Origin of the sequence: Aneurinibacillus sp. Ricciae_BoGa-3, assembly GCF_028421645.1 — a bacterium.
Taxonomy (GTDB): Bacteria; Bacillota; Bacilli; order Aneurinibacillales; family Aneurinibacillaceae; genus Aneurinibacillus_B.
The window spans coordinates 22,051-41,168 of sequence record NZ_CP116887.1 but is presented as its reverse complement, the minus strand read 5'-3'; the positions used below and the strand labels follow the sequence as shown (position 1 = coordinate 41,168).

Here is a 19,118-nt window from a genome sequence, read left to right as displayed (position 1 = left end):
CAATCTAAATAAAACCCAAAGCCGATTAATTGTCTGATTGGCTTTAGGTTTAAATGTTGTTTTCGTTTATATTATTGTACTTGGGCTACCTTGTTATAAGATAAAATCTCATTCAGTATTTCTTTTAAATATTTGACAAACACTTCGTGATTTTCACTCATTGGAAAATGACCAATTCCTTTCATTTCTACAAATTTTGCCCCTGGTATTTGATCAGCTGTACGTTTTGAATCCTCAGGAGTAGAAAAATAATCAAATTCGCCTGTCATTAAGTAAACAGGACATTTATTTGTATCAATAAGGTGTAGCTTACCACGAAGGGCATGACCCACACTGTAGAAATAAAGATCCCCTTTAAATACACCTGGCGCTCCTTGGCTATAGTACCACCAGGTTAGACGGCGATCTTTTTCAGGGCTTTGTGGAGCCATCAATCCCCATACCCCAGATGCACAAACCTCACCGCCATGCTGTGAGGATGATTCCACCAATCTATGTAAAAGCCCGGTCGGCTGCCTATACAGGGATCGTCGCTCTAAAATATTCTGGGTTACGTTTGCACTCCAATGAAGAAATCCACATGGAAGCATTCTTGCATTAACTGAGGAGTCCATTCGTGTCTCTCCTTTTATGTATAATAACAACCCAATTAATGTGTTATTTTAAACATCAATAGTCAACAGAAAACTTTCGTCTTTATTCAACAAATAATGTCAAATGAGAAGAAAACACAACTAAAAGGACACAGACATTGGTCTGTGCCCAGAGAAAGAAGGTGTGTTGCACAAAGGGTACTTTTAATATAACTGAGCCGTATTAAATGGATGTGACCACTGTATTAAGAAGCGATGTCCAGTTTTTTAATTTTGCTCCGCCATCTTCCAGTAATTCCTATCACAATCAGTGCGAAAAAATCTGGCACTTTGTTCTTATTATCATTCTTATTCAACATAAAATCTTTGCTATATGTAACCAAAAAAAGGGCCAGATGTTGTCCGGGCCCAGGGAAGGTTATTTAATAGGGGGTGGTTATCATGCATTCAAATAAAACACACTGTGTTTCATTTGCGTAACAGCGATATTAAAAAAGAATGGCCGTTTGCAGCCTGATACTTATTTGCCATTAGGACCAAAGCTGAAGCCTTAAACAAATCGGGCAATAAGCTTGTAATATTTGTCCAAACATTTTGCATTAGTTTTGAATGTAATATTATATACCACGTAAAAGGGGGTGTGATTTATATGTCTCATGATAAACCACGATTGTTAATTACGGAGAGTCTCAGTACAAGATCATTAGCAAGGATACTCGATGACTTTGAAGATACAAATGTTCCTATTACTGTTGTCTTGGATGACATAACTCTCATAGGCACTGTAAAAGAGGTAGAAAGGGGGCTACTAACTTTGACGGTTATCTCTGGTGGGCCTCCCGCTGCGGCGCCAGAATATGTTCCTATTGAACCCTTAGCGTTTATTCCTATTGATAAAATTTTATTTGTTGAAAACATCGGACCAAGTCGTGCCTGCTGACGCACAAAAATAAAAAGATCCCCTTTAGAGGAGATTTTTTTGTAGAAAAATAACAAACGTGACATAAAGAGTTTTCCATTTACCGAATCCAATAATGGGTGATAGTAATGGATCAGTCCAACCCAAAATAAAGACCTACAACGACCGGTGTGATCGTTGTAGGTCTTATTCATGAAGGGTAAACTTTAGTTTTAGATCCACAACATTCCAAGAGAAGGGACTGAAGGTTTATGAACAACTTATCAGCGCCTTCAAAAGATGTAAGAAGGCTTGCGCTAAAAGGAGGATTTGATGCACTGGCGATAGGAACACACGTGAGGAATCGTTTTACTCTCGATTAGCAGTACCCGTCAACAACATTAATGAAATGCACATAAAAAATGTTCCAGAACCAGGAAGATATCGTTTTATGTAATTGAATGGTGCCGAGGACCGGAATGAACCGGTACGTAGTCACCTACCGCAGGATTTTAAGTCCTGTGCGTCTGCCAGTTCCGCCACCCCGGCAATTTTAGGGTGGAGGAGGCAACCGGATTTGAACCGATGAATAAAGGTTTTGCAGACCTTGGCCTTACCACTTGGCTATGCCTCCACCTATGAATGGTGGGCCTAGGCTGACTCGAACAGCCGACCTCACGCTTATCAGGCGTGCGCTCTAACCAACTGAGCTATAGGCCCATATGGGGCGATCGATGGGAATCGAACCCACGTATTCAGCTTGGAAGGCTGATGTTCTACCATTGAACTACACCCGCACATTTTTTGCCCTTTTCTTTTGGGCCCCATAAAAGTATTCGGACCTACATCAAAGCATATGCTTCACTTTTATGGGTATAGTGGTGAGCCATACTGGACTCCGATGCACAGGACGTGCGAGGTTCTGCGTTGCAACACGATGTTGCGCTTTTAGCAGAACTTCCTCTCTGGTGAGAGTCCCGTTCGCATTATTAAGAATTCTGCAGATGATCATACTCATCACTTTTGATTAAAATGGTGAGCCATACTGGACTCCGATGCAGAGGACGTGCGAGGTTCTGCGTTGCAACACGACGTTGCGCTTTTAGCAGAACTTCCTCTCTGGTGAGAGTCCTGTTTGCATTATTTACAAAGTCTGCAGATGATCATACTCATCACCTTTAATTGAATGTGGTGAGCCATACTGGACTCGAACCAGTGACACCCTGATTAAAAGTCAGGTGCTCTACCAACTGAGCTAATGGCTCTTACATAATAAAGCTAAAATGGCTGGGGTACCTGGATTCGAACCAGGGCATGACGGAGTCAAAGTCCGTTGCCTTACCGCTTGGCTATACCCCAATTATAATGGTGGAGGGGGACAGATTCGAACTGCCGAACCCAAGGGAGCGGATTTACAGTCCGCCGCGTTTAGCCACTTCGCTACCCCTCCAAATACATGGTGGCTCGGGACGGAATCGAACCGCCGACACGAGGATTTTCAGTCCTCTGCTCTACCGACTGAGCTACCGAGCCAAATTTGCTAACTTTTTTCTGTCGGTGAGAGGCACGTCTCTTCATTGAATGCAATGACCGGAGCCGACGGGACTCGAACCAGCGACCGATCGGTTAACAGCCGATTGCTCTACCACTGAGCTACTGCGGAACTATATGGTGGAGGATGACGGGATCGAACCGCCGACCCCCTGCTTGTAAGGCAGATGCTCTCCCAGCTGAGCTAATCCTCCAATAATGCGACCGTAGGTGATTCCAACCCCTGAATGCATGCTTGAAAGGCATGTGAGTTAAGCCGCTTCTCCAACAGGCCATGACGTAAAAAAAGCCCCGAAGGATCTTCCCGGAACAATTTTTTTTACACTTTGAAAACTGAATTGGAAGTAACCATGCGTTAGGAATTCCTTAAAATTTGGGTTAAGCCCTCGACCGATTAGTATTCGTCAGCTCCATGCGTTGCCGCACTTCTACCCCGAACCTATCTACCTCATCATCTATAAGGGGTCTTACCAGCTTATGCTGTGGGAAATCTCATCTTGAGGGGGGCTTCACGCTTAGATGCTTTCAGCGCTTATCCCGGCCGCACATAGCTACCCAGCGTTGCTCCTGGCGGAACAACTGGTGCACCAGCGGTGCGTCCATCCCGGTCCTCTCGTACTAAGGACAGCTCCTCTCAAATTTCCTGCGCCCACGACAGATAGGGACCGAACTGTCTCACGACGTTCTGAACCCAGCTCGCGTACCGCTTTAATGGGCGAACAGCCCAACCCTTGGGACCTACTTCAGCCCCAGGATGCGATGAGCCGACATCGAGGTGCCAAACCTCCCCGTCGATGTGGACTCTTGGGGGAGATAAGCCTGTTATCCCCAGGGTAGCTTTTATCCGTTGAGCGATGGCCCTTCCATGCGGAACCACCGGATCACTAAGCCCGACTTTCGTCCCTGCTCGACTTGTAGGTCTCGCAGTCAAGCTCCCTTGTGCCTTTACACTCTGCGAATGATTTCCAACCATTCTGAGGGAACCTTTGGGCGCCTCCGTTACACTTTAGGAGGCGACCGCCCCAGTCAAACTGCCCACCTGACACGGTCCTCCATCCCGATAAGGGATGCGAGTGAGAAGGCCGGCATAATCAGGGTGGTATCCCAAGGATGCCTCCACCGAACCTGGCGGTCCGGGTTCAAAGGCTCCCACCTATCCTGTACAAATCATACCAGCATTCAATATCAAGCTGCAGTAAAGCTCCATGGGGTCTTTCCGTCTTGTCGCGGGTAACCTGCATCTTCACAGGTAGTATGATTTCACCGAGTCTCTTGCCGAGACAGTGCCCAAGTCGTTACGCCTTTCGTGCGGGTCGGAACTTACCCGACAAGGAATTTCGCTACCTTAGGACCGTTATAGTTACGGCCGCCGTTTACTGGGGCTTCGGTTCACAGCTTCGCGCTTGCGCGCTAACCGCTCCCCTTAACCTTCCAGCACCGGGCAGGCGTCAGCCCCTATACTTCGCCTTGCGGCTTCGCAGAGACCTGTGTTTTTGCTAAACAGTCGCTTGGGCCTTTTCACTGCGGCCCCCTCACGCTTATCACGCTAGCGGGGCACCCCTTCTCCCGAAGTTACGGGGTCATTTTGCCGAGTTCCTTAGCAAGAGTTTTCTCGCGCGCCTTAGGATTCTCTCCTCGCCTACCTGTGTCGGTTTGCGGTACGGGTACCTTACTTCTCGCTAGAAGCTTTTCTTGGCAGTGTGAGATCAGGAACTTCGGTACTTAAATTTCCCTCGCCATCACAACCCGGCGTTACAGTGTACGGATTTGCCTATACACACGCCTCATTGCTTGGACAGACATAACCAGCAGTCTGCTTGCCTTACCCTCCTGCGTCCCTCCATCGCTCAAATGAAGTAGAGGTAGTACAGGAATTTCCACCTGTTGTCCATCGCCTACGCCTTTCGGCCTCGGCTTAGGTCCCGACTAACCCTGAGAGGACGAGCCTTCCTCAGGAACCCTTAGGCTTTCGGCGGAAGGGATTCTCACCCTTCTTTTCGCTACTTACACCGGCATTCTCACTTCCTGCCGCTCCACCCGTCCTTCCGGTCGAGCTTCACCGCTGCAGGAACGCTCCCCTACCCCTGACACCTACGGTGTCAAGCCACAGCTTCGGTACTTCACTTAGCCCCGTTACATTTTCCGCGCAGAGTCACTCGACCAGTGAGCTATTACGCACTCTTTAAATGGTGGCTGCTTCTAAGCCAACATCCTGGTTGTCTGGGCAACTCCACATCGTTTCCCACTTAGTGAAGATTTAGGGACCTTAGCTGGTGGTCTGGGCTGTTTCCCTTTTGACTACGGATCTTAGCACTCGCAGTCTGACTCCCGGATATCTGTAGCCGGCATTCGGAGTTTGACTGAATTTGGTACCCCGCGAGGGGCCCGCATCCAATCAGTGCTCTACCTCCGGTACAGTAAATCCGAGGCTAGCCCTAAAGCTATTTCGGGGAGAACCAGCTATCTCCGAGTTCGATTGGAATTTCTCCGCTACCCACACCTCATCCCCGCACTTTTCAACGTGCGTGGGTTCGGGCCTCCAGTGCGTGTTACCGCACCTTCACCCTGGACATGGGTAGATCACACGGTTTCGGGTCTACGGCTGCGTACTCACTCGCCCTGTTCAGACTCGCTTTCGCTGCGGCTCCGGCTTCTCACCTTAACCTCGCACGCAACCGTAACTCGCCGGTTCATTCTACAAAAGGCACGCCGTCACACAGTTAATGTGCTCCGACTAGTTGTAGGCACACGGTTTCAGGTTCTCTTTCACTCCCCTCCCGGGGTGCTTTTCACCTTTCCCTCACGGTACTGGTTCACTATCGGTCGCCAGGTAGTATTTAGCCTTGGGAGATGGTCCTCCCAGCTTCCCACGAGGTTTCACGTGTCTCGCGGTACTCAGGGTACGTCTCGGAGAGACGGCCATTTCGATTACAGGGTTGTTACCTTCTGTGACGGGCCTTTCCAGGCCGCTTCATCTATGACCGTCTTTTGTAACTCCATGTGAGACGCCCTACAACCCCGGAAGGCGAACCTTCCGGTTTGGGCTTCTCCGCGTTCGCTCGCCGCTACTTACGGAATCACTATTGTTTTCTGTTCCTCAGGGTACTTAGATGTTTCAGTTCCCCTGGTCTGCCTCTACCTGCCCTATGGATTCAGGCAGGAGTACGATCCCATTACGAATCGTGGGTTTCCCCATTCGGACATCTCCGGATTAACGCTTGCTTACAGCTCCCCGGAGCATTTCGCAGTTCGCCACGTCCTTCTTCGGCTCCTGGCGCCTAGGCATCCACCGTGTGCCCTTTATAGCTTAACCTCTGGTTTCCAATCAAGCGTCCTGATCAACGTCGATCTTCTGCGTTGCGTTGTCCCTGCGCTGCTCACGTATCAAAATCATACGCTCCGCTGCTCGGTCCTGCCGCGCCTTGAATCTCTCGTTTCTCATGCCGCTTTCTTTCATGGAAATCCGGTTTCACCTAAAAGGTTGTTACAATTGGATTTTCCTATTGCGCATTGTTTCTTCCATGATTCAGTTTTCAAAGTGCAATGTGACAGCAACCGTTAGGTTGCCGGCCTGGCAATGTCCTACTCTCCCAGGGCGTTGCCGCCCAAGTACCATCGGCGCTGAAGGACTTAACTTCTGTGTTCGGGATGGGAACAGGTGTGACCCCTTCGCCATAACTGCCAGACAGCAAGATACTTAGTGTATCTCATTTTGTATTCAATTCCAAGAAGAAGTTCCTGGAAAACTGAACAGTGAAAGTGCCAGTGTGCCGATTCTCCATAGAAAGGAGGTGATCCATCCGCACCTTCCGGTACGGATACCTTGTTACGACTTCACCCCAATCATCTGCCCCACCTTCGGCGGCTGGCTCCTTACGGTTACCTCACCGACTTCGGGTGTTGCAAACTCTCGTGGTGTGACGGGCGGTGTGTACAAGACCCGGGAACGTATTCACCGCGGCATGCTGATCCGCGATTACTAGCGATTCCGGCTTCATGCAGGCGAGTTGCAGCCTGCAATCCGAACTGAGAATGGTTTTTAGGGATTGGCATACTCTCGCGAGTTAGCAGCCCGTTGTACCATCCATTGTAGCACGTGTGTAGCCCAGGACATAAGGGGCATGATGATTTGACGTCATCCCCACCTTCCTCCGTCTTGTCGACGGCAGTCTCCCTAGAGTGCCCAACTGAATGCTGGCAACTAAGGACAAGGGTTGCGCTCGTTGCGGGACTTAACCCAACATCTCACGACACGAGCTGACGACAACCATGCACCACCTGTCACCGCTGTCCCGAAGGAAGCCTCTGTCTCCAGAGGGGTCAGCGGGATGTCAAGCCCTGGTAAGGTTCTTCGCGTTGCTTCGAATTAAACCACATGCTCCACCGCTTGTGCGGGTCCCCGTCAATTCCTTTGAGTTTCAGCCTTGCGGCCGTACTCCCCAGGCGGAGTGCTTATTGCGTTAGCTGCGGCACTGAGGATTGGAGTCCCCAACACCTAGCACTCATCGTTTACGGCGTGGACTACCAGGGTATCTAATCCTGTTTGCTCCCCACGCTTTCGCGCCTCAGCGTCAGTTACAGACCAGAGAGTCGCCTTCGCCACTGGTGTTCCTCCACATCTCTACGCATTTCACCGCTACACGTGGAATTCCACTCTCCTCTTCTGCACTCAAGCCTCCCAGTTTCAGGTGGCCCTCCACGGTTGAGCCGTGGGCTTTCACACCTGACTTAAGAAACCGCCTGCGCGCGCTTTACGCCCAATAATTCCGGACAACGCTTGCCCCCTACGTATTACCGCGGCTGCTGGCACGTAGTTAGCCGGGGCTTTCTCGTCAGGTACCGTCAGACCGGGAGGTCTTCCCGGCGGTTCTTCCCTGACAACAGAGCTTTACGATCCGAAAACCTTCATCGCTCACGCGGCGTTGCTCCGTCAGACTTTCGTCCATTGCGGAAGATTCCCTACTGCTGCCTCCCGTAGGAGTCTGGGCCGTGTCTCAGTCCCAGTGTGGCCGATCACCCTCTCAGGTCGGCTACGCATCGTCGCCTTGGTAGGCCACTACCCCACCAACTAGCTAATGCGCCGCGGGCCCATCTGTAAGTGTCCGAAAACTTTCCATCCAGAACCATGCGGTTCTGCATCCTATCTGGTATTAGCTTCGGTTTCCCGAAGTTATCCCAGGCTTACAGGCAGGTTGCCCACGTGTTACTCACCCGTCCGCCGCTAACTTTGAAAAGCAAGCTTCTCAAAGTCCGCTCGACTTGCATGTATTAGGCACGCCGCCAGCGTTCGTCCTGAGCCAGGATCAAACTCTCCAAAAAGGTTCGATGCTGTTCGCTCATACGAGCTGGTCTTACTTAATAAATCCAGAATTGAATTCTGGGTCAATCGCACATTTGGCATTTCACTGTTCAGTTTTCAAGGAACTTTATCAGTCAACCACTCTATCAATCAGTTATCAGCGGCGACTTAACTATCTTATAACATTTTGCTTTACCAATCAACAACTTATTTTTTCCAATTTACATTGTTTTTATGAAAAGCAAGTTATCCTTTTAACGGGCAGATTTACATAGTACCACGCTGAAAACTATTCATCAATATAAAAATTGGTTTAAGGATCCCAGGTGAGATAATGGAACGATTTGGACTTTAGTTGAAAATGAAGTTTCCAGAAGGTGAAGCACCATTAATTCTGCAAGATAATTAAAAAATCCAAATTGTAGACATTGAATTACAGGTAGATAATGTGCTTGAATCTTATGAAAGGTTAAGAACGTCTACATAATCATCATTTATCACTTTACGGCTTCATCCTGCGAATAATTGTGATCCTTTTCCAAGTAATCAACCATTTCCTTTTGACAGAAGTCGAATTGATCATAAGTGGTCTTTTGCATAATAGCTTCTTATCTAAATTATCAAACTCAGATACATAACTGCCTGTATCACCGTCTGCCATCGGTCCAGAGTAATTAATTATTTTTACAATCATATCTGATACAGCTATTAGGAGATTACGAACGTGATTGCGGGGTACCCAACTGACAAGTGAAGTCTCCTGTAATCGTGGAATCCATCCACCGCCGTAAGAATTTCTATCGATGCAGGGAGACTTTATCTTGAACCGAATGACAAACGGTTTGCACTCTTGTAAAGGCATGGAAATGTAAGTTGTGGTTAATAATAAATTTCAAGATAAACCAAGGGAGGGTGTTAGAAATGGGATTAATAAAAACCATAAAAAAAATCCTGAATCGAACTCCGCCTCATTCAAAAAATAAAAGCTCAGATCAAAAGAATCCTTTAAAAAACAGGATTCAAGAAAATTTTTTAATGGTTAAAGAAACATTAGGAAATAGTTCCGATTTGGTTTCCCGAGAGATTCGAATCGGAAAAACCAAAAAAATGAAAGCTGGGATTCTATACATAGATGGTTTGACGGATGCCAATGCCGTGAATAACTTTATCATGGAAACGCTAATGATTAATATGGGGGAAATAGAGGTAGGAGAAGCGTTTTTTTCTCATCCCAATCAATTACAACTCTTAAAAGATGCCGTTCTTACGGTGGGTGAAATCCAAGAAGTGCGGGATTTTGAAACGTTATATACATCCATGTTATCTGGAGATACAGCTATTTTATTGGATGGATATTCCCAGGGGTTTACCATCAGTTTAAAAGGAGGAAAAGACAGGGGAGTAGCGGAACCGACTACTCAAACGGTTATTCGTGGCCCGCGTGATGGATTTACTGAAAACATACGAACCAATACGGCCTTGATCCGACGCAAAATCAACAATCCAAACCTTTGGTTGGAAACTAAGAAAATAGGAACCCAAACCAAAACGAATGTATCCATCATGTATATCAAAGGGATTGTGAATGACAAGATCGTGGAAGAAGTTCATCGTAGATTAGACAGAATTGAGATAGATGGAATATTGGAAAGTGGGTATATTGAGGAACTAATTCAAGACGAGACGTTTTCTCCGTTTCCTACAATTTTTAATACGGAACGGCCGGATGTGATTGCGGCGGGCCTTTTGGAAGGGCGAGTGGCCATACTGGCGGATGGCACCCCCTTTGTGCTATTAGTTCCAACATTGTTTGTAAGCTTCTTCCAAACGGCGGAAGACTATTATCAGAGGGGGGATATCGCAACTCTGATACGGATGATACGGTTTTTAAGCCTTTTTATTGCTTTACTAGCTCCATCTCTATATATTGCCATTACCACTTTTCATCAGGAAATGATTCCAACCACGCTTCTCGTTAGTTTAGCAGCTCAACGTGAGGGAGTTCCGTTTCCTGCTTTTATTGAAGCAATCATAATGGAGGTCACCTTTGAAATTCTGAGGGAAGCAGGGATACGAATGCCAAAAGCGGTAGGACAATCGGTATCCATCGTTGGCGCACTCGTTATTGGTACTGCCGCAGTAGAGGCTGGCATTATATCGGCTGCGATGGTAATTGTGGTATCCATTACGGCAATTTCAAATTTTGTTTTTCCTGCTTTTAATATGGCCATTTCCATCCGTATACTGCGCTTTGGTATGATGTTTTTAGCTGCTTCCTTTGGTTTTTACGGGATTACTTTAGGTTTAATTGCGATGGTGCTTCATCTATGTAGTCTTCGTTCTTTTGGGGTTCCCTATATGTCACCTTTTGCACCGTTTAATATGACGGACCAAAAGGATGCGATCTTTCGTGTTCCTTGGTGGGGCATGTTTTCCCGCCCTCGGCTAATTAGTCAAAAAAATATCAGGCGAGAACAAAATCCACCCACTGCCAAGCCAGAGCCGGATCAGCGTTACAATCAGGAATAGGAGCTAAAAGATGAAACGGATTGGGCTTCTATTGATTATTTTCCTCTTGTCTTTGATTTTTCTTACAGGTTGTTGGGATCGGAGAGAATTAAATGAGCTGGCCATTGTAACGGCAGCAGGGATTGATAAAGTCGGGAATCAATATGAAGTAACCGTTCAACTTGTAAATCCTTCGGAGGTGGCACCCCAGAAAAAAGGAGGGGGAGGGGGAGGTCAAGTTGCTGTAACGACTTATCAAGCTAAGGGGGATACCCTCTTTAAGGCTATCCGTAGAATATCTACGATAGCCCCCAGACAGCTCTACTTCTCCCATCTTCAAATGCTGGTGATTGGAGAAAAAGTGGCAAAAGACGGAATCAGGAAGGTACTGGATCTGTTCTCTCGAAATTATCAAGTTCGAACCGATTTTTATATCGCGATAACCAGTGAAAAAAAGGCCAGTGACATTCTTAAAATTTTAACACCCGTCGAGAAAACCCCCTCCCAGAACATGTACACTAAACTGGAAACATCAAATAAGATATGGGCCGCAACAGGAACGAAAAAACTCGATGAGTTGATTAGTGATTTAATAGCGAAAGGAAAGGATCCAGTGTTAACCAGAATTAAAATTATAGGAAGTGAAAAACAGGGAAATATCCAGGACAATTTAAAGGCCATCGATTCTCCTGCTCGTTTGGAGTATTACGGAGTGGGAGTATTTAAAGAGGATCAATTAGTCGGGTGGTTAAACGAAGATGAAACAAAAGGATGGAATTATCTCAGAAATGGGGGAGTCAAAGGAACGGTTGTCGAGTTCCCCTGCCCGAAGAAAGAAAAGGCAAAAGCGAATGTGGAGCTTATTCGAACCAAAACGGAGACGAAGGGGAGAGTAAAAAATGGGAAGCCAATCATTGATGTTACCTTTCGCGCTGAAGGCAATGTAGGCGAAGTGCAATGCGAAGACTTAGATCTAACCCAAACAAAAACGATTCATGACTTAGAGAAGCGAACAGAGCAGGATATCCGAGGGAAAATTGAAAAGGCATTGAAGAAAGCTCGTAAACTAGAAGCAGATATCTTTGGATTCGGCGAAATCATTCATCGGGCTGACCCAAGGTCGTGGAAAAAGATGAAGAATCATTGGCGAGAGCAGAAGTTTGCCGATACAGCCGTTCATGTATACGTAAAGGTATACATCCGTCGTGTAGGATCTGTCAATAATTCCTTTTTAAAGAAGATGGAGTAGAACCAAATGGTGGCAGGTATGGGAATTCTAGTTATTGTAGGGATCATTTTTATTTTCGAATTTCCAAGACTGTGGGAGAAAAAATGGAAGAAGGAAGTAGCCGTATTTTCGATTCTTCTCCTTATAGGAACCGGTTTAAGTATCGCACAAGCGTTTCAAGTCCAACTTTCCAATCCAATAGATTGGATTTCGGCTGTTTATCGACCCATCTATCACCTTCTCGCAGGGTGGTTGAAGTAAGGAAAGGTGAAAAGATGCTGGAAAAGGGAATGATCGGAGTAAAGCAATTGTTCATATATATCATCATGTTTACAATAGGCAGCTCGATTTTAGTAGCCCCATCGGGTCTTGTCCGTGATGGGAAGCAAGACGGATGGATGGCCTCAATTCTGGATATGGGGATCGGCTTGCTATTCGTATGGTTATATTATACATTAAGCCAACGCTTTCCCAAACTGACCTTAGTGGAGTTCAGTGAAGAAATTTTTGGGAAATGGATAGGTAAGGTGGTCTCCCTTTCTTTTTTGCTCTATTTTTTCATCTTGGCCTTTTCTCTGCTTCGGGAAATTGGCGATTTTATGACTACGCAAATCTTGCCCAAAACCCCGATTGAATTTATTTTTATGACTTTCCTGGGGATTGTTATTATGGGAACAAGACTCGGACTGGAAACGCAAGCGCGAGCAGCCGAGATTTTTTTTCCTTGGATCTTCCTACTTTTTTTGATTATGGTTGTGTCTATGTTGCCGGAAATCCATGTTGAGAATATGCAGCCTATGTTGGAGGGAGGGATCAAGCCAGTGATTTGGGCCACATATCGCAATCTTGGTCTCCCTTATTTGGAGCAGGTTGTTTTTTTAATGGTTTTTCCTTATGTCCATCGTATAGAAAAGGCTAGAAAAGCGTTATGGGGAGGCACCTTGTTTGGGGGGATGATGATCACCATCGTTACATTGTTATCCATACTGGTTATTACCCCCGATTTAACGGCAATCCAGATCTATCCTAGCTATGTATTAGCCAAAAAAATCAGTATCGGTCATTTTTTTGAACGAATCGAAGCGGTTATGGCAGGAATTTGGTTTCTCACCCTCTTTTTCAAACTGACCCTTTGCTTCTATGCAACCGCTTTAGGGGTAGCGCAAACATTGAAGCTAAGAGATTATCGGTTTCTCACCTTTCCTTTAGGGATGCTGCTCCTTGTTCTATCTATTGTGGGGAGTCCGAATATTATTTATTTCCAAAGGTTTATAGCCGAAATATGGACGCCTTATTCTATGACCTATGGTTTATTTCTGCCTTTACTCTTGTTAGGCGTGGCGATGTTTCGAAAAAAATGCTCCAATTGATCGTTTCTGCATTTCCGCTTCTTTGTCCATTTTATTCGTACAGAGGAGGGTAATCGGATATCCATTAGCAATTTTGTTCTGTTTGCATCACTTTTTTTGGAAATAAAAAAACAAGGGTCACGAGAACCCTTGATTTTACTGGATTATGTATGGTGGCCCCGAGAGGAGTCGAACCTCCGACGCACGGTTTAGGAAACCGACGCTCTATCCACTGAGCTACGGAGCCATTTTAGATAAGTCACAACAAATATTATATCGAAGAACTAAATCCAATTCAACCCCTGATACTTTCCAGTTGTTTTAAGCCATTAGTATGTTCAATTCGGCATACGCATCATGTATCAAGTCTGCCTTTCCATTCAAATTCTGCTCTATTTTGCGTGCGATCTTAATACGATAGTGGTAGCTTAATTCTCGACGACAGGAGAGATTAGACATGGCACCTATAAAGCGTACCATTCGCTCACCCCGGGGAACATCCCTCCATACAAAGGGCTGGCAGCAGGAAGCCGCCCTTCGTATGCTGATGAACAACCTTGACCCGGAAGTGGCAGAGCGGCCGGAGGATTTAGTGGTGTACGGCGGCATTGGCAAGGCAGCGCGGAACTGGGAGTGCTTGGATAAAATCATATCCTGCTTAAAAGAGCTTGAAAATGATGAAACGCTGCTCATCCAATCCGGTAAGCCAGTTGCCATTTTTAAGACCCACACCCAGGCACCCCGCGTACTGCTGTCGAATTCGATGCTTGTTCCTGCCTACGCGAACTGGGATACCTTCCACTCCCTCGATAAGAAAGGTTTGATGATGTACGGGCAGATGACAGCAGGCAGCTGGATTTATATTGGCACCCAGGGCATCCTGCAGGGAACGTATGAGACGTTCGCCGAAGCAGCACGCCAGCACACCGGCGGAACCATGAAAGGCACCCTGACGCTGACCGCCGGGCTTGGCGGCATGGGAGGAGCACAGCCGCTTGCGGTGACGATGAACGAAGGCGTCATCATCGGAGTCGAGGTTGACGCTGCCCGTATTCGGCGGCGAATCGATACACGCTACTGCGATGTAATGGTGCATGACCTGGATGAAGCTTTGCGGCTTGCAGATGAAGCGCAGAAGAAAGCACAGCCGCTATCCATTGGGCTTGTCGGCAACGCAGCCGAGGTTTACCCCGAATTGGTAAAGCGCGGTATAACACCAGATTTTGTAACGGATCAGACTTCTGCCCACGACCCGTTAAACGGCTACATTCCAGCGGGGTTCACAATGGAAAAAGCGGCTGAACTGCGGGCATCGAATGCGGCGGAGTATGTGCGGCTGTCGAAGCAGTCCATGGCAGTACACGTACGGGCGATGCTGGATCTGCAAAAAGCAGGCTCCGTTGTTTTTGATTACGGAAACAACATTCGCCAGGCTGCCTATGACGAGGGCGTCATAGATGCATTTGACTTTCCCGGTTTTGTACCGGCTTATATCCGGCAGCTCTTTTGTGAAGGAAAAGGACCCTTCCGCTGGGCAGCATTGTCTGGTGATCCGGCAGATATTTATAAAACCGACGAATTAGTCCTGCAGCTTTTCCCGAATGATAAACATTTAAAGCGCTGGATTACCTTGGCGCGTGAAAAAGTAACCTTCCAGGGGCTTCCGGCCCGAATTTGCTGGCTGGGTTATGGCGAGAGGGCTAAATTTGGATTGGCCATTAACGAAAGGGTGGCTTCCGGGGAAATTAGCGCTCCGATTGTAATCGGCCGCGACCACCTGGACGCCGGGTCCGTAGCATCCCCGAACCGCGAGACGGAAGCCATGCAGGACGGAAGCGATGCCGTTGGCGATTGGCCAATTTTAAATGCGCTTGTCAATACTGCAGCAGGTGCAAGCTGGGTTTCCGTCCACCACGGCGGCGGTGTCGGAATGGGTTATTCCCTGCATGCCGGTATGGTTGTGGTGGCGGATGGAACCAAACAGGCCGCAGAACGGCTCAAGCGCGTACTTACAACGGATCCCGGGATGGGTGTGGTGCGCCATGTTGATGCCGGCTATGAAAAAGCCATTCAAGTAGCACATCAACGCGGCGTCCGGATACCGATGTTAAATACACACCAGGGGGAGAGCCAATGACAGCGGGAATCCCCCTTTTTATCCGGCATGCCAGCCAGTTGGTTACGCTGGCAAGCGGGTCACAACAACCTGTAACAGGCAGGCAAATGAGCGAACTATCCATTATAGAGGACGGGGCAGTTTGGGTAGAGGATGGCCTAATCCAGGCTGTGGGGACGGACAGCGAACTTGCCCGGCGCTATCACGAAAGACTGGGTGAAGCCGAAATACTTGATGCCTCAGGCAAGATTGTTACCCCAGGTCTGGTTGATCCGCATACGCACCTGGTGTATGCGGGAAGCAGGGAAATTGAATTTGAAATGCGGCTCAACGGCAAAACCTACATGGAAATTATGAGGGCGGGAGGCGGAATACACAGCACAACCCGTGCGACCCGTGCCGCTTCTGAAAAGGAACTCATCCAGCAGGCAACAACCCGGCTGGACTCCTTGCTTAAACACGGCGTCACAACCGTTGAGGCAAAAAGCGGCTACGGATTGACACTCGAAAGTGAACTCAAACAACTCCGCGCCGCCCATAAATTGAATGAAAAGCATCCTGTCGATATCGTTTCTACTTTTATGGGTGCCCACGCAATACCAGAAGAATATAAAACCAATCCGGATGATTTTGTCCAAATAATCGTATCAGAAATGATACCTGAGGTTGCCAGGAGCGGCCTGGCCTCCTTTAATGATGTATTCTGTGAAAAAGGGGTGTTCACCCCTGAACAGGCCAAAAAGATTCTTCGAGCCGGCCTTTCTTATGGTCTGCTCCCCAAAATACATGCGGACGAGATTGAACCGTACCAGGGAGCCGAGCTGGCAGCAGAGCTAAAGGCAGTATCGGCGGACCATCTGCTGCGCGCTTCTGATTCTGGCATTCAGCAGATGGCGGCCTCAGGAGTAGTTGCCGTGCTTTTGCCGGGAACAGCCTTCTTCTTAATGACAGAGCCGGCAAACGGGCGGAAAATGATAGAAGCTGGCTGCCCTGTCGCGCTGGCAACGGACTGCAATCCAGGCTCTTCCCCCACTGTTTCGATGCCTCTTATGATGAATTTAGCCTGCTTAACAATGGGCATGTCACTTTCTGAAGTGCTAACTGCTAGTACCATTAATGCGGCTCATGCATTAAAAATGGCGGATCGAATCGGCAGCATTGAACCGGAAAAGCAAGCTGATCTTGTAATGTTCGATGCCCCAAATTATGCTTTTCTTCAGTATCACTATGGCGTAAACCTTGTCAATACGGTGGTCAAAAATGGCCGCATTGTCATTAAAAAAGGGGTGGCTATGTATGACGTATCCCTATCCGCTTCTTAAACCACCCTCTTTTCATTGGCTTCGCGATCCCCATGTCTCTGAACCCAAGGTGCATGAGTGGATTCAAACGCTCCATCCGGATGAACCAATTGATTGGAGTAGGTACGATGTTACCATTCTGGGGGTGCCGCTATCCCGCTCCTCTATTAGTGCCTCTTGTGCAAGCGAGAATCCGGATGTGATGCGTGCAGCATGGAAATTTTTTAATCCCTATCATTTGGATTACGATGTCGATTTCACTGCGATGCAGGTTGTGGATCTCGGGGATGTCAGACAGCATGTGACAGATATTGCTCGGTCACACCAAAATATAAAAGAAGCTATGATCCAGATGCGGCTTTCTCATCCCCATGCGCTGCCGATTATGCTGGGGGGTGACCATTCGGTTACAGCCATGCTTGTTAAAGGATGGAAAGAGAGTCATCTCGGTGAGAGAATCGGCATCCTTCAATTCGACACTCATTTTGATCTGCGAAGCCTGGATGACAATGGTCCAACCAACGGGACACCCATTCGCAATTTAATAGATAGCGGCACCGTTAAAGGCTCAAATGTATGGAACATTGGGCTGCACGGGTTCTACAATGCCCGCTCGCTAAAAGAATACGCCGATCAAATGGGTGTTCATTATGTCACGCTTAACCAGGCCCGCAAACAGGGAATAGCCTCAACTGTCGGTACCGCTCTGGCAAATCTCAGCCGTGAAGTGGATACCATTTACCTTACAGTAGATATGGATGTGCTGGATATAGGCTGTGCACCGGGTGCTCCCGCTTCCACACCCGGCGGGATGCAAACGTATGAGCTGTTTGACGCTGTATACGAGACCTCTTTGCATAAAAAGGTCAAGGCAATGGATATCGTTTGCTTGGACCCCATGAAAGATGTTGCAGGGTCAACCATAAAAGCTGGTGTCCATACGATGCTTACATTTTTAACCGGATACTATATGCGCATCCATTCCTCGTCTGCTTCATTGTAATAACAACCAGGCCAGAATCGCGGCATTATTTGATTAATATCATGCCATAAATCATGGAAGCGGCGATTACAATGGCCGGGTTGATCCGGATCCTTTCCAGCAGGATGTAGGACGCCACGCTAAGAATGATGGTATGAATCCACCCTGCACCCATTACCGCATGCTGGAAAAATTGATAAGCCAGTACCCCAAGCAATACCGCGATAATAGGGCGGATCGATTGCGTCATGGACTTAACCTGAGGCGCATCCTTAAACAGGTTCATCGATTTAAGCAGAATAATCATCGCAATAGCCGTGGGGGCCACTGTAGCGATAAAAGCGATAATGGCTCCAGATACACCGGCCACCTGATAGCCAATGTAGCCGCCTAGCTTCGTGTTAATCGGGCTTGGCAATGCGTTTGCAAGTGCGAGCGTTTCCCCGAACTGCTGGACCGTCATCCAATGATAGTGGCTTACCACCTCATTTTGAATCAATGGGATGCTTGAGGGGCCTCCCCCATAACCCAGGATATTTGCAATAAAGAAGGCCCAGAAAATTTGTAAATAAATCATGGGATTAAACTCCTTTATTTAAGGAATCTTTTCGCTTAGCGCGCTGAATCCTGGTGGAATATACGAAAGCCCCAACCAGTGCAAGGCCAACGAGAATACCAGGATGTATGTTGAAGAATACGAGTGCAATAAGAGAGATAACTATAATCGACACGATCCCAATTTTGTTGCCAGCGCCTTTCCACCCCTTCATTATAAACTCGTACGCAAGAACAGCCATCATAACGCCTATTACAGGCTGGATGGCCTGGATCATTCCATTAACGTAGCTGGAACCCTTCAGCTTATTTACGAAGCTGAGCAGGAATATCATGGCGATTAAAACCGGGAAAGAAACCGCGATGATCGCAATGAAAGCGCCAAGCCAGCCTTTTACACGATAACCAATGTAGCTGGCCATTTTAGTTGCGATTGGCCCGGGCAACGCATTACCAAGCGCTAAATAATCAGCAAATTCCTCAGCTGTTACCCACTTATAATTTTTTACACACTCTGCATGAAACAAAGGAATCATCGAGGGGCCGCCCCCATATCCGAAAATCCCGATTCGAAAAAAAGCAAGAAAGAGCTTCCAATATTCCATTTGGTTCTCCTTTCAATACAATCATATTATTCATGGAACATTCTAATAATTATGCGGTCGGCTGAGGTAAAACCCATTCATTCCATTAAAGATTAAGGCATCCAACCGTGTCAGGTTGAATGCCTCTTTTTGC

At 47.4% G+C, this 19,118-nt stretch carries 11 protein-coding genes, 11 tRNA genes and 3 rRNA genes; 8 read left to right on the top strand and 17 right to left on the bottom strand.

The window, feature by feature from the left end; all coding sequences use genetic code 11:
- Nucleotides 1-71: 71 nt before the first annotated feature.
- Nucleotides 72-614: an alpha/beta fold hydrolase gene (locus PP175_RS00210; RefSeq protein WP_272440942.1), complete on the bottom strand. Its 543-nt coding sequence runs from the start codon at nt 612-614 to the stop codon at nt 72-74.
- 628 nt (nt 615-1,242) lie between these two features.
- On the opposite strand from PP175_RS00210, the gene PP175_RS00205 reads away from it, so the two are divergent.
- Entirely contained in the window at nt 1,243-1,533 is a 291-nt protein-coding gene (locus PP175_RS00205) for a hypothetical protein (protein WP_272440941.1), read from the top strand.
- Between the two features lie 420 nt (nt 1,534-1,953).
- Here PP175_RS00205 and PP175_RS00200 read toward each other — a convergent pair.
- The 13 genes from PP175_RS00200 to PP175_RS00140 form a co-directional block, all read right to left on the bottom strand.
- Nucleotides 1,954-2,040, bottom strand: a tRNA-Leu gene (locus PP175_RS00200).
- Nucleotides 2,041-2,050: 10 nt separating this feature from the next.
- Nucleotides 2,051-2,125, bottom strand: a tRNA-Cys gene (locus PP175_RS00195).
- A 9-nt stretch (nt 2,126-2,134) separates the two neighbouring features.
- Nucleotides 2,135-2,211, bottom strand: a tRNA-Ile gene (locus PP175_RS00190).
- A 3-nt stretch (nt 2,212-2,214) separates the two neighbouring features.
- Nucleotides 2,215-2,288, bottom strand: a tRNA-Gly gene (locus PP175_RS00185).
- 392 nt (nt 2,289-2,680) lie between these two features.
- A tRNA-Lys gene (locus PP175_RS00180) sits at nt 2,681-2,756 on the bottom strand.
- 19 nt (nt 2,757-2,775) lie between these two features.
- Nucleotides 2,776-2,850, bottom strand: a tRNA-Gln gene (locus PP175_RS00175).
- Between the two features lie 7 nt (nt 2,851-2,857).
- Nucleotides 2,858-2,941, bottom strand: a tRNA-Tyr gene (locus PP175_RS00170).
- A 7-nt stretch (nt 2,942-2,948) separates the two neighbouring features.
- Nucleotides 2,949-3,024: transfer RNA gene (locus PP175_RS00165), tRNA-Phe, on the bottom strand.
- Between the two features lie 136 nt (nt 3,025-3,160).
- Nucleotides 3,161-3,236 (bottom strand) — tRNA-Val (locus PP175_RS00160).
- A gap of 7 nt (nt 3,237-3,243) precedes the next feature.
- Nucleotides 3,244-3,316: transfer RNA gene (locus PP175_RS00155), tRNA-Glu, on the bottom strand.
- A gap of 100 nt (nt 3,317-3,416) precedes the next feature.
- Nucleotides 3,417-6,355, bottom strand: a 23S ribosomal RNA gene (locus PP175_RS00150).
- Between the two features lie 256 nt (nt 6,356-6,611).
- A 5S ribosomal RNA gene (rrf, locus tag PP175_RS00145) occupies nt 6,612-6,728 on the bottom strand.
- 98 nt (nt 6,729-6,826) lie between these two features.
- Nucleotides 6,827-8,361 (bottom strand): 16S ribosomal RNA (locus PP175_RS00140).
- The 16S, 23S and 5S rRNA genes sit together here with 10 tRNA genes alongside, the layout of an rRNA operon.
- A gap of 901 nt (nt 8,362-9,262) precedes the next feature.
- Between PP175_RS00140 and PP175_RS00135 the strand changes: the two genes are divergently transcribed.
- Genes PP175_RS00135 through PP175_RS00120 form a run of 4 tightly spaced genes read left to right on the top strand, consistent with a single transcriptional unit; the run spans nt 9,263 to nt 13,447 of the window.
- Nucleotides 9,263-10,870 (top strand): spore germination protein, encoded by a 1,608-nt coding sequence (locus PP175_RS00135; RefSeq protein ID WP_272440940.1) that lies wholly within the window; start codon nt 9,263-9,265, stop codon nt 10,868-10,870.
- Nucleotides 10,871-10,880: 10 nt separating this feature from the next.
- A complete protein-coding gene (locus PP175_RS00130) occupies nt 10,881-12,098 on the top strand; it encodes a Ger(x)C family spore germination protein (protein WP_272440939.1) in 1,218 nt (405 codons plus the stop codon).
- Between the two features lie 6 nt (nt 12,099-12,104).
- On the top strand, nt 12,105-12,338 hold the full coding sequence (locus PP175_RS00125; protein ID WP_272440938.1) for a hypothetical protein: 234 nt from the start codon (nt 12,105-12,107) through the stop codon (nt 12,336-12,338).
- A 14-nt stretch (nt 12,339-12,352) separates the two neighbouring features.
- On the top strand, nt 12,353-13,447 hold the full coding sequence (locus tag PP175_RS00120; RefSeq protein WP_272440937.1) for a GerAB/ArcD/ProY family transporter: 1,095 nt from the start codon (nt 12,353-12,355) through the stop codon (nt 13,445-13,447).
- 150 nt (nt 13,448-13,597) lie between these two features.
- On the opposite strand, the gene PP175_RS00115 is transcribed toward PP175_RS00120, so the two are convergent.
- Nucleotides 13,598-13,673 (bottom strand) — tRNA-Arg (locus PP175_RS00115).
- Between the two features lie 210 nt (nt 13,674-13,883).
- Between PP175_RS00115 and hutU the strand changes: the two genes are divergently transcribed.
- Genes hutU through PP175_RS00100 form a run of 3 tightly spaced genes read left to right on the top strand, consistent with a single transcriptional unit; the run spans nt 13,884 to nt 17,846 of the window.
- Nucleotides 13,884-15,563 carry a urocanate hydratase gene (hutU, locus tag PP175_RS00110; RefSeq protein ID WP_272440936.1) on the top strand — a complete coding sequence of 560 codons (1,680 nt, stop codon included), beginning with the start codon at nt 13,884-13,886 and terminating at the stop codon, nt 15,561-15,563.
- Nucleotides 15,560-16,864, top strand: a complete 1,305-nt coding sequence (gene hutI / locus PP175_RS00105; protein WP_272440935.1) for an imidazolonepropionase — start codon at nt 15,560-15,562, stop codon at nt 16,862-16,864. Before hutU ends, hutI begins: the two co-directional genes overlap by 4 nt.
- Nucleotides 16,839-17,846, top strand: coding sequence for an agmatinase family protein (locus PP175_RS00100; protein WP_272440934.1), 1,008 nt, complete (start codon nt 16,839-16,841; stop codon nt 17,844-17,846). Before hutI ends, PP175_RS00100 begins: the two co-directional genes overlap by 26 nt.
- A 25-nt stretch (nt 17,847-17,871) precedes the next feature.
- On the opposite strand, the gene PP175_RS00095 is transcribed toward PP175_RS00100, so the two are convergent.
- Nucleotides 17,872-18,402: a chromate transporter gene (locus PP175_RS00095; RefSeq protein WP_272440933.1), complete on the bottom strand. Its 531-nt coding sequence runs from the start codon at nt 18,400-18,402 to the stop codon at nt 17,872-17,874.
- A gap of 4 nt (nt 18,403-18,406) precedes the next feature.
- Complete coding sequence (locus PP175_RS00090; protein WP_272440932.1) at nt 18,407-18,985, bottom strand: chromate transporter; 579 nt, start codon at nt 18,983-18,985, stop codon at nt 18,407-18,409.
- Nucleotides 18,986-19,118 lie beyond the last annotated feature (133 nt).

Bases quoted from the DNA above. Each gene is read 5' to 3' on its own strand.
- PP175_RS00210 (WP_272440942.1), bottom strand. From the start codon at position 614: ATGGACTCCTCAGTTAATGCAAGAATGCTTCCATGTGGATTTCTTCAT.
- PP175_RS00205 (WP_272440941.1), top strand. From the start codon at position 1,243: ATGTCTCATGATAAACCACGATTGTTAATTACGGAGAGTCTCAGTACA.
- PP175_RS00135 (WP_272440940.1), top strand. From the start codon at position 9,263: ATGGGATTAATAAAAACCATAAAAAAAATCCTGAATCGAACTCCGCCT.
- PP175_RS00130 (WP_272440939.1), top strand. From the start codon at position 10,881: ATGAAACGGATTGGGCTTCTATTGATTATTTTCCTCTTGTCTTTGATT.
- PP175_RS00125 (WP_272440938.1), top strand. From the start codon at position 12,105: ATGGTGGCAGGTATGGGAATTCTAGTTATTGTAGGGATCATTTTTATT.
- PP175_RS00120 (WP_272440937.1), top strand. From the start codon at position 12,353: ATGCTGGAAAAGGGAATGATCGGAGTAAAGCAATTGTTCATATATATC.
- hutU (WP_272440936.1), top strand. From the start codon at position 13,884: ATGGCACCTATAAAGCGTACCATTCGCTCACCCCGGGGAACATCCCTC.
- hutI (WP_272440935.1), top strand. From the start codon at position 15,560: ATGACAGCGGGAATCCCCCTTTTTATCCGGCATGCCAGCCAGTTGGTT.
- PP175_RS00100 (WP_272440934.1), top strand. From the start codon at position 16,839: ATGACGTATCCCTATCCGCTTCTTAAACCACCCTCTTTTCATTGGCTT.
- PP175_RS00095 (WP_272440933.1), bottom strand. From the start codon at position 18,402: ATGATTTATTTACAAATTTTCTGGGCCTTCTTTATTGCAAATATCCTG.
- PP175_RS00090 (WP_272440932.1), bottom strand. From the start codon at position 18,985: ATGGAATATTGGAAGCTCTTTCTTGCTTTTTTTCGAATCGGGATTTTC.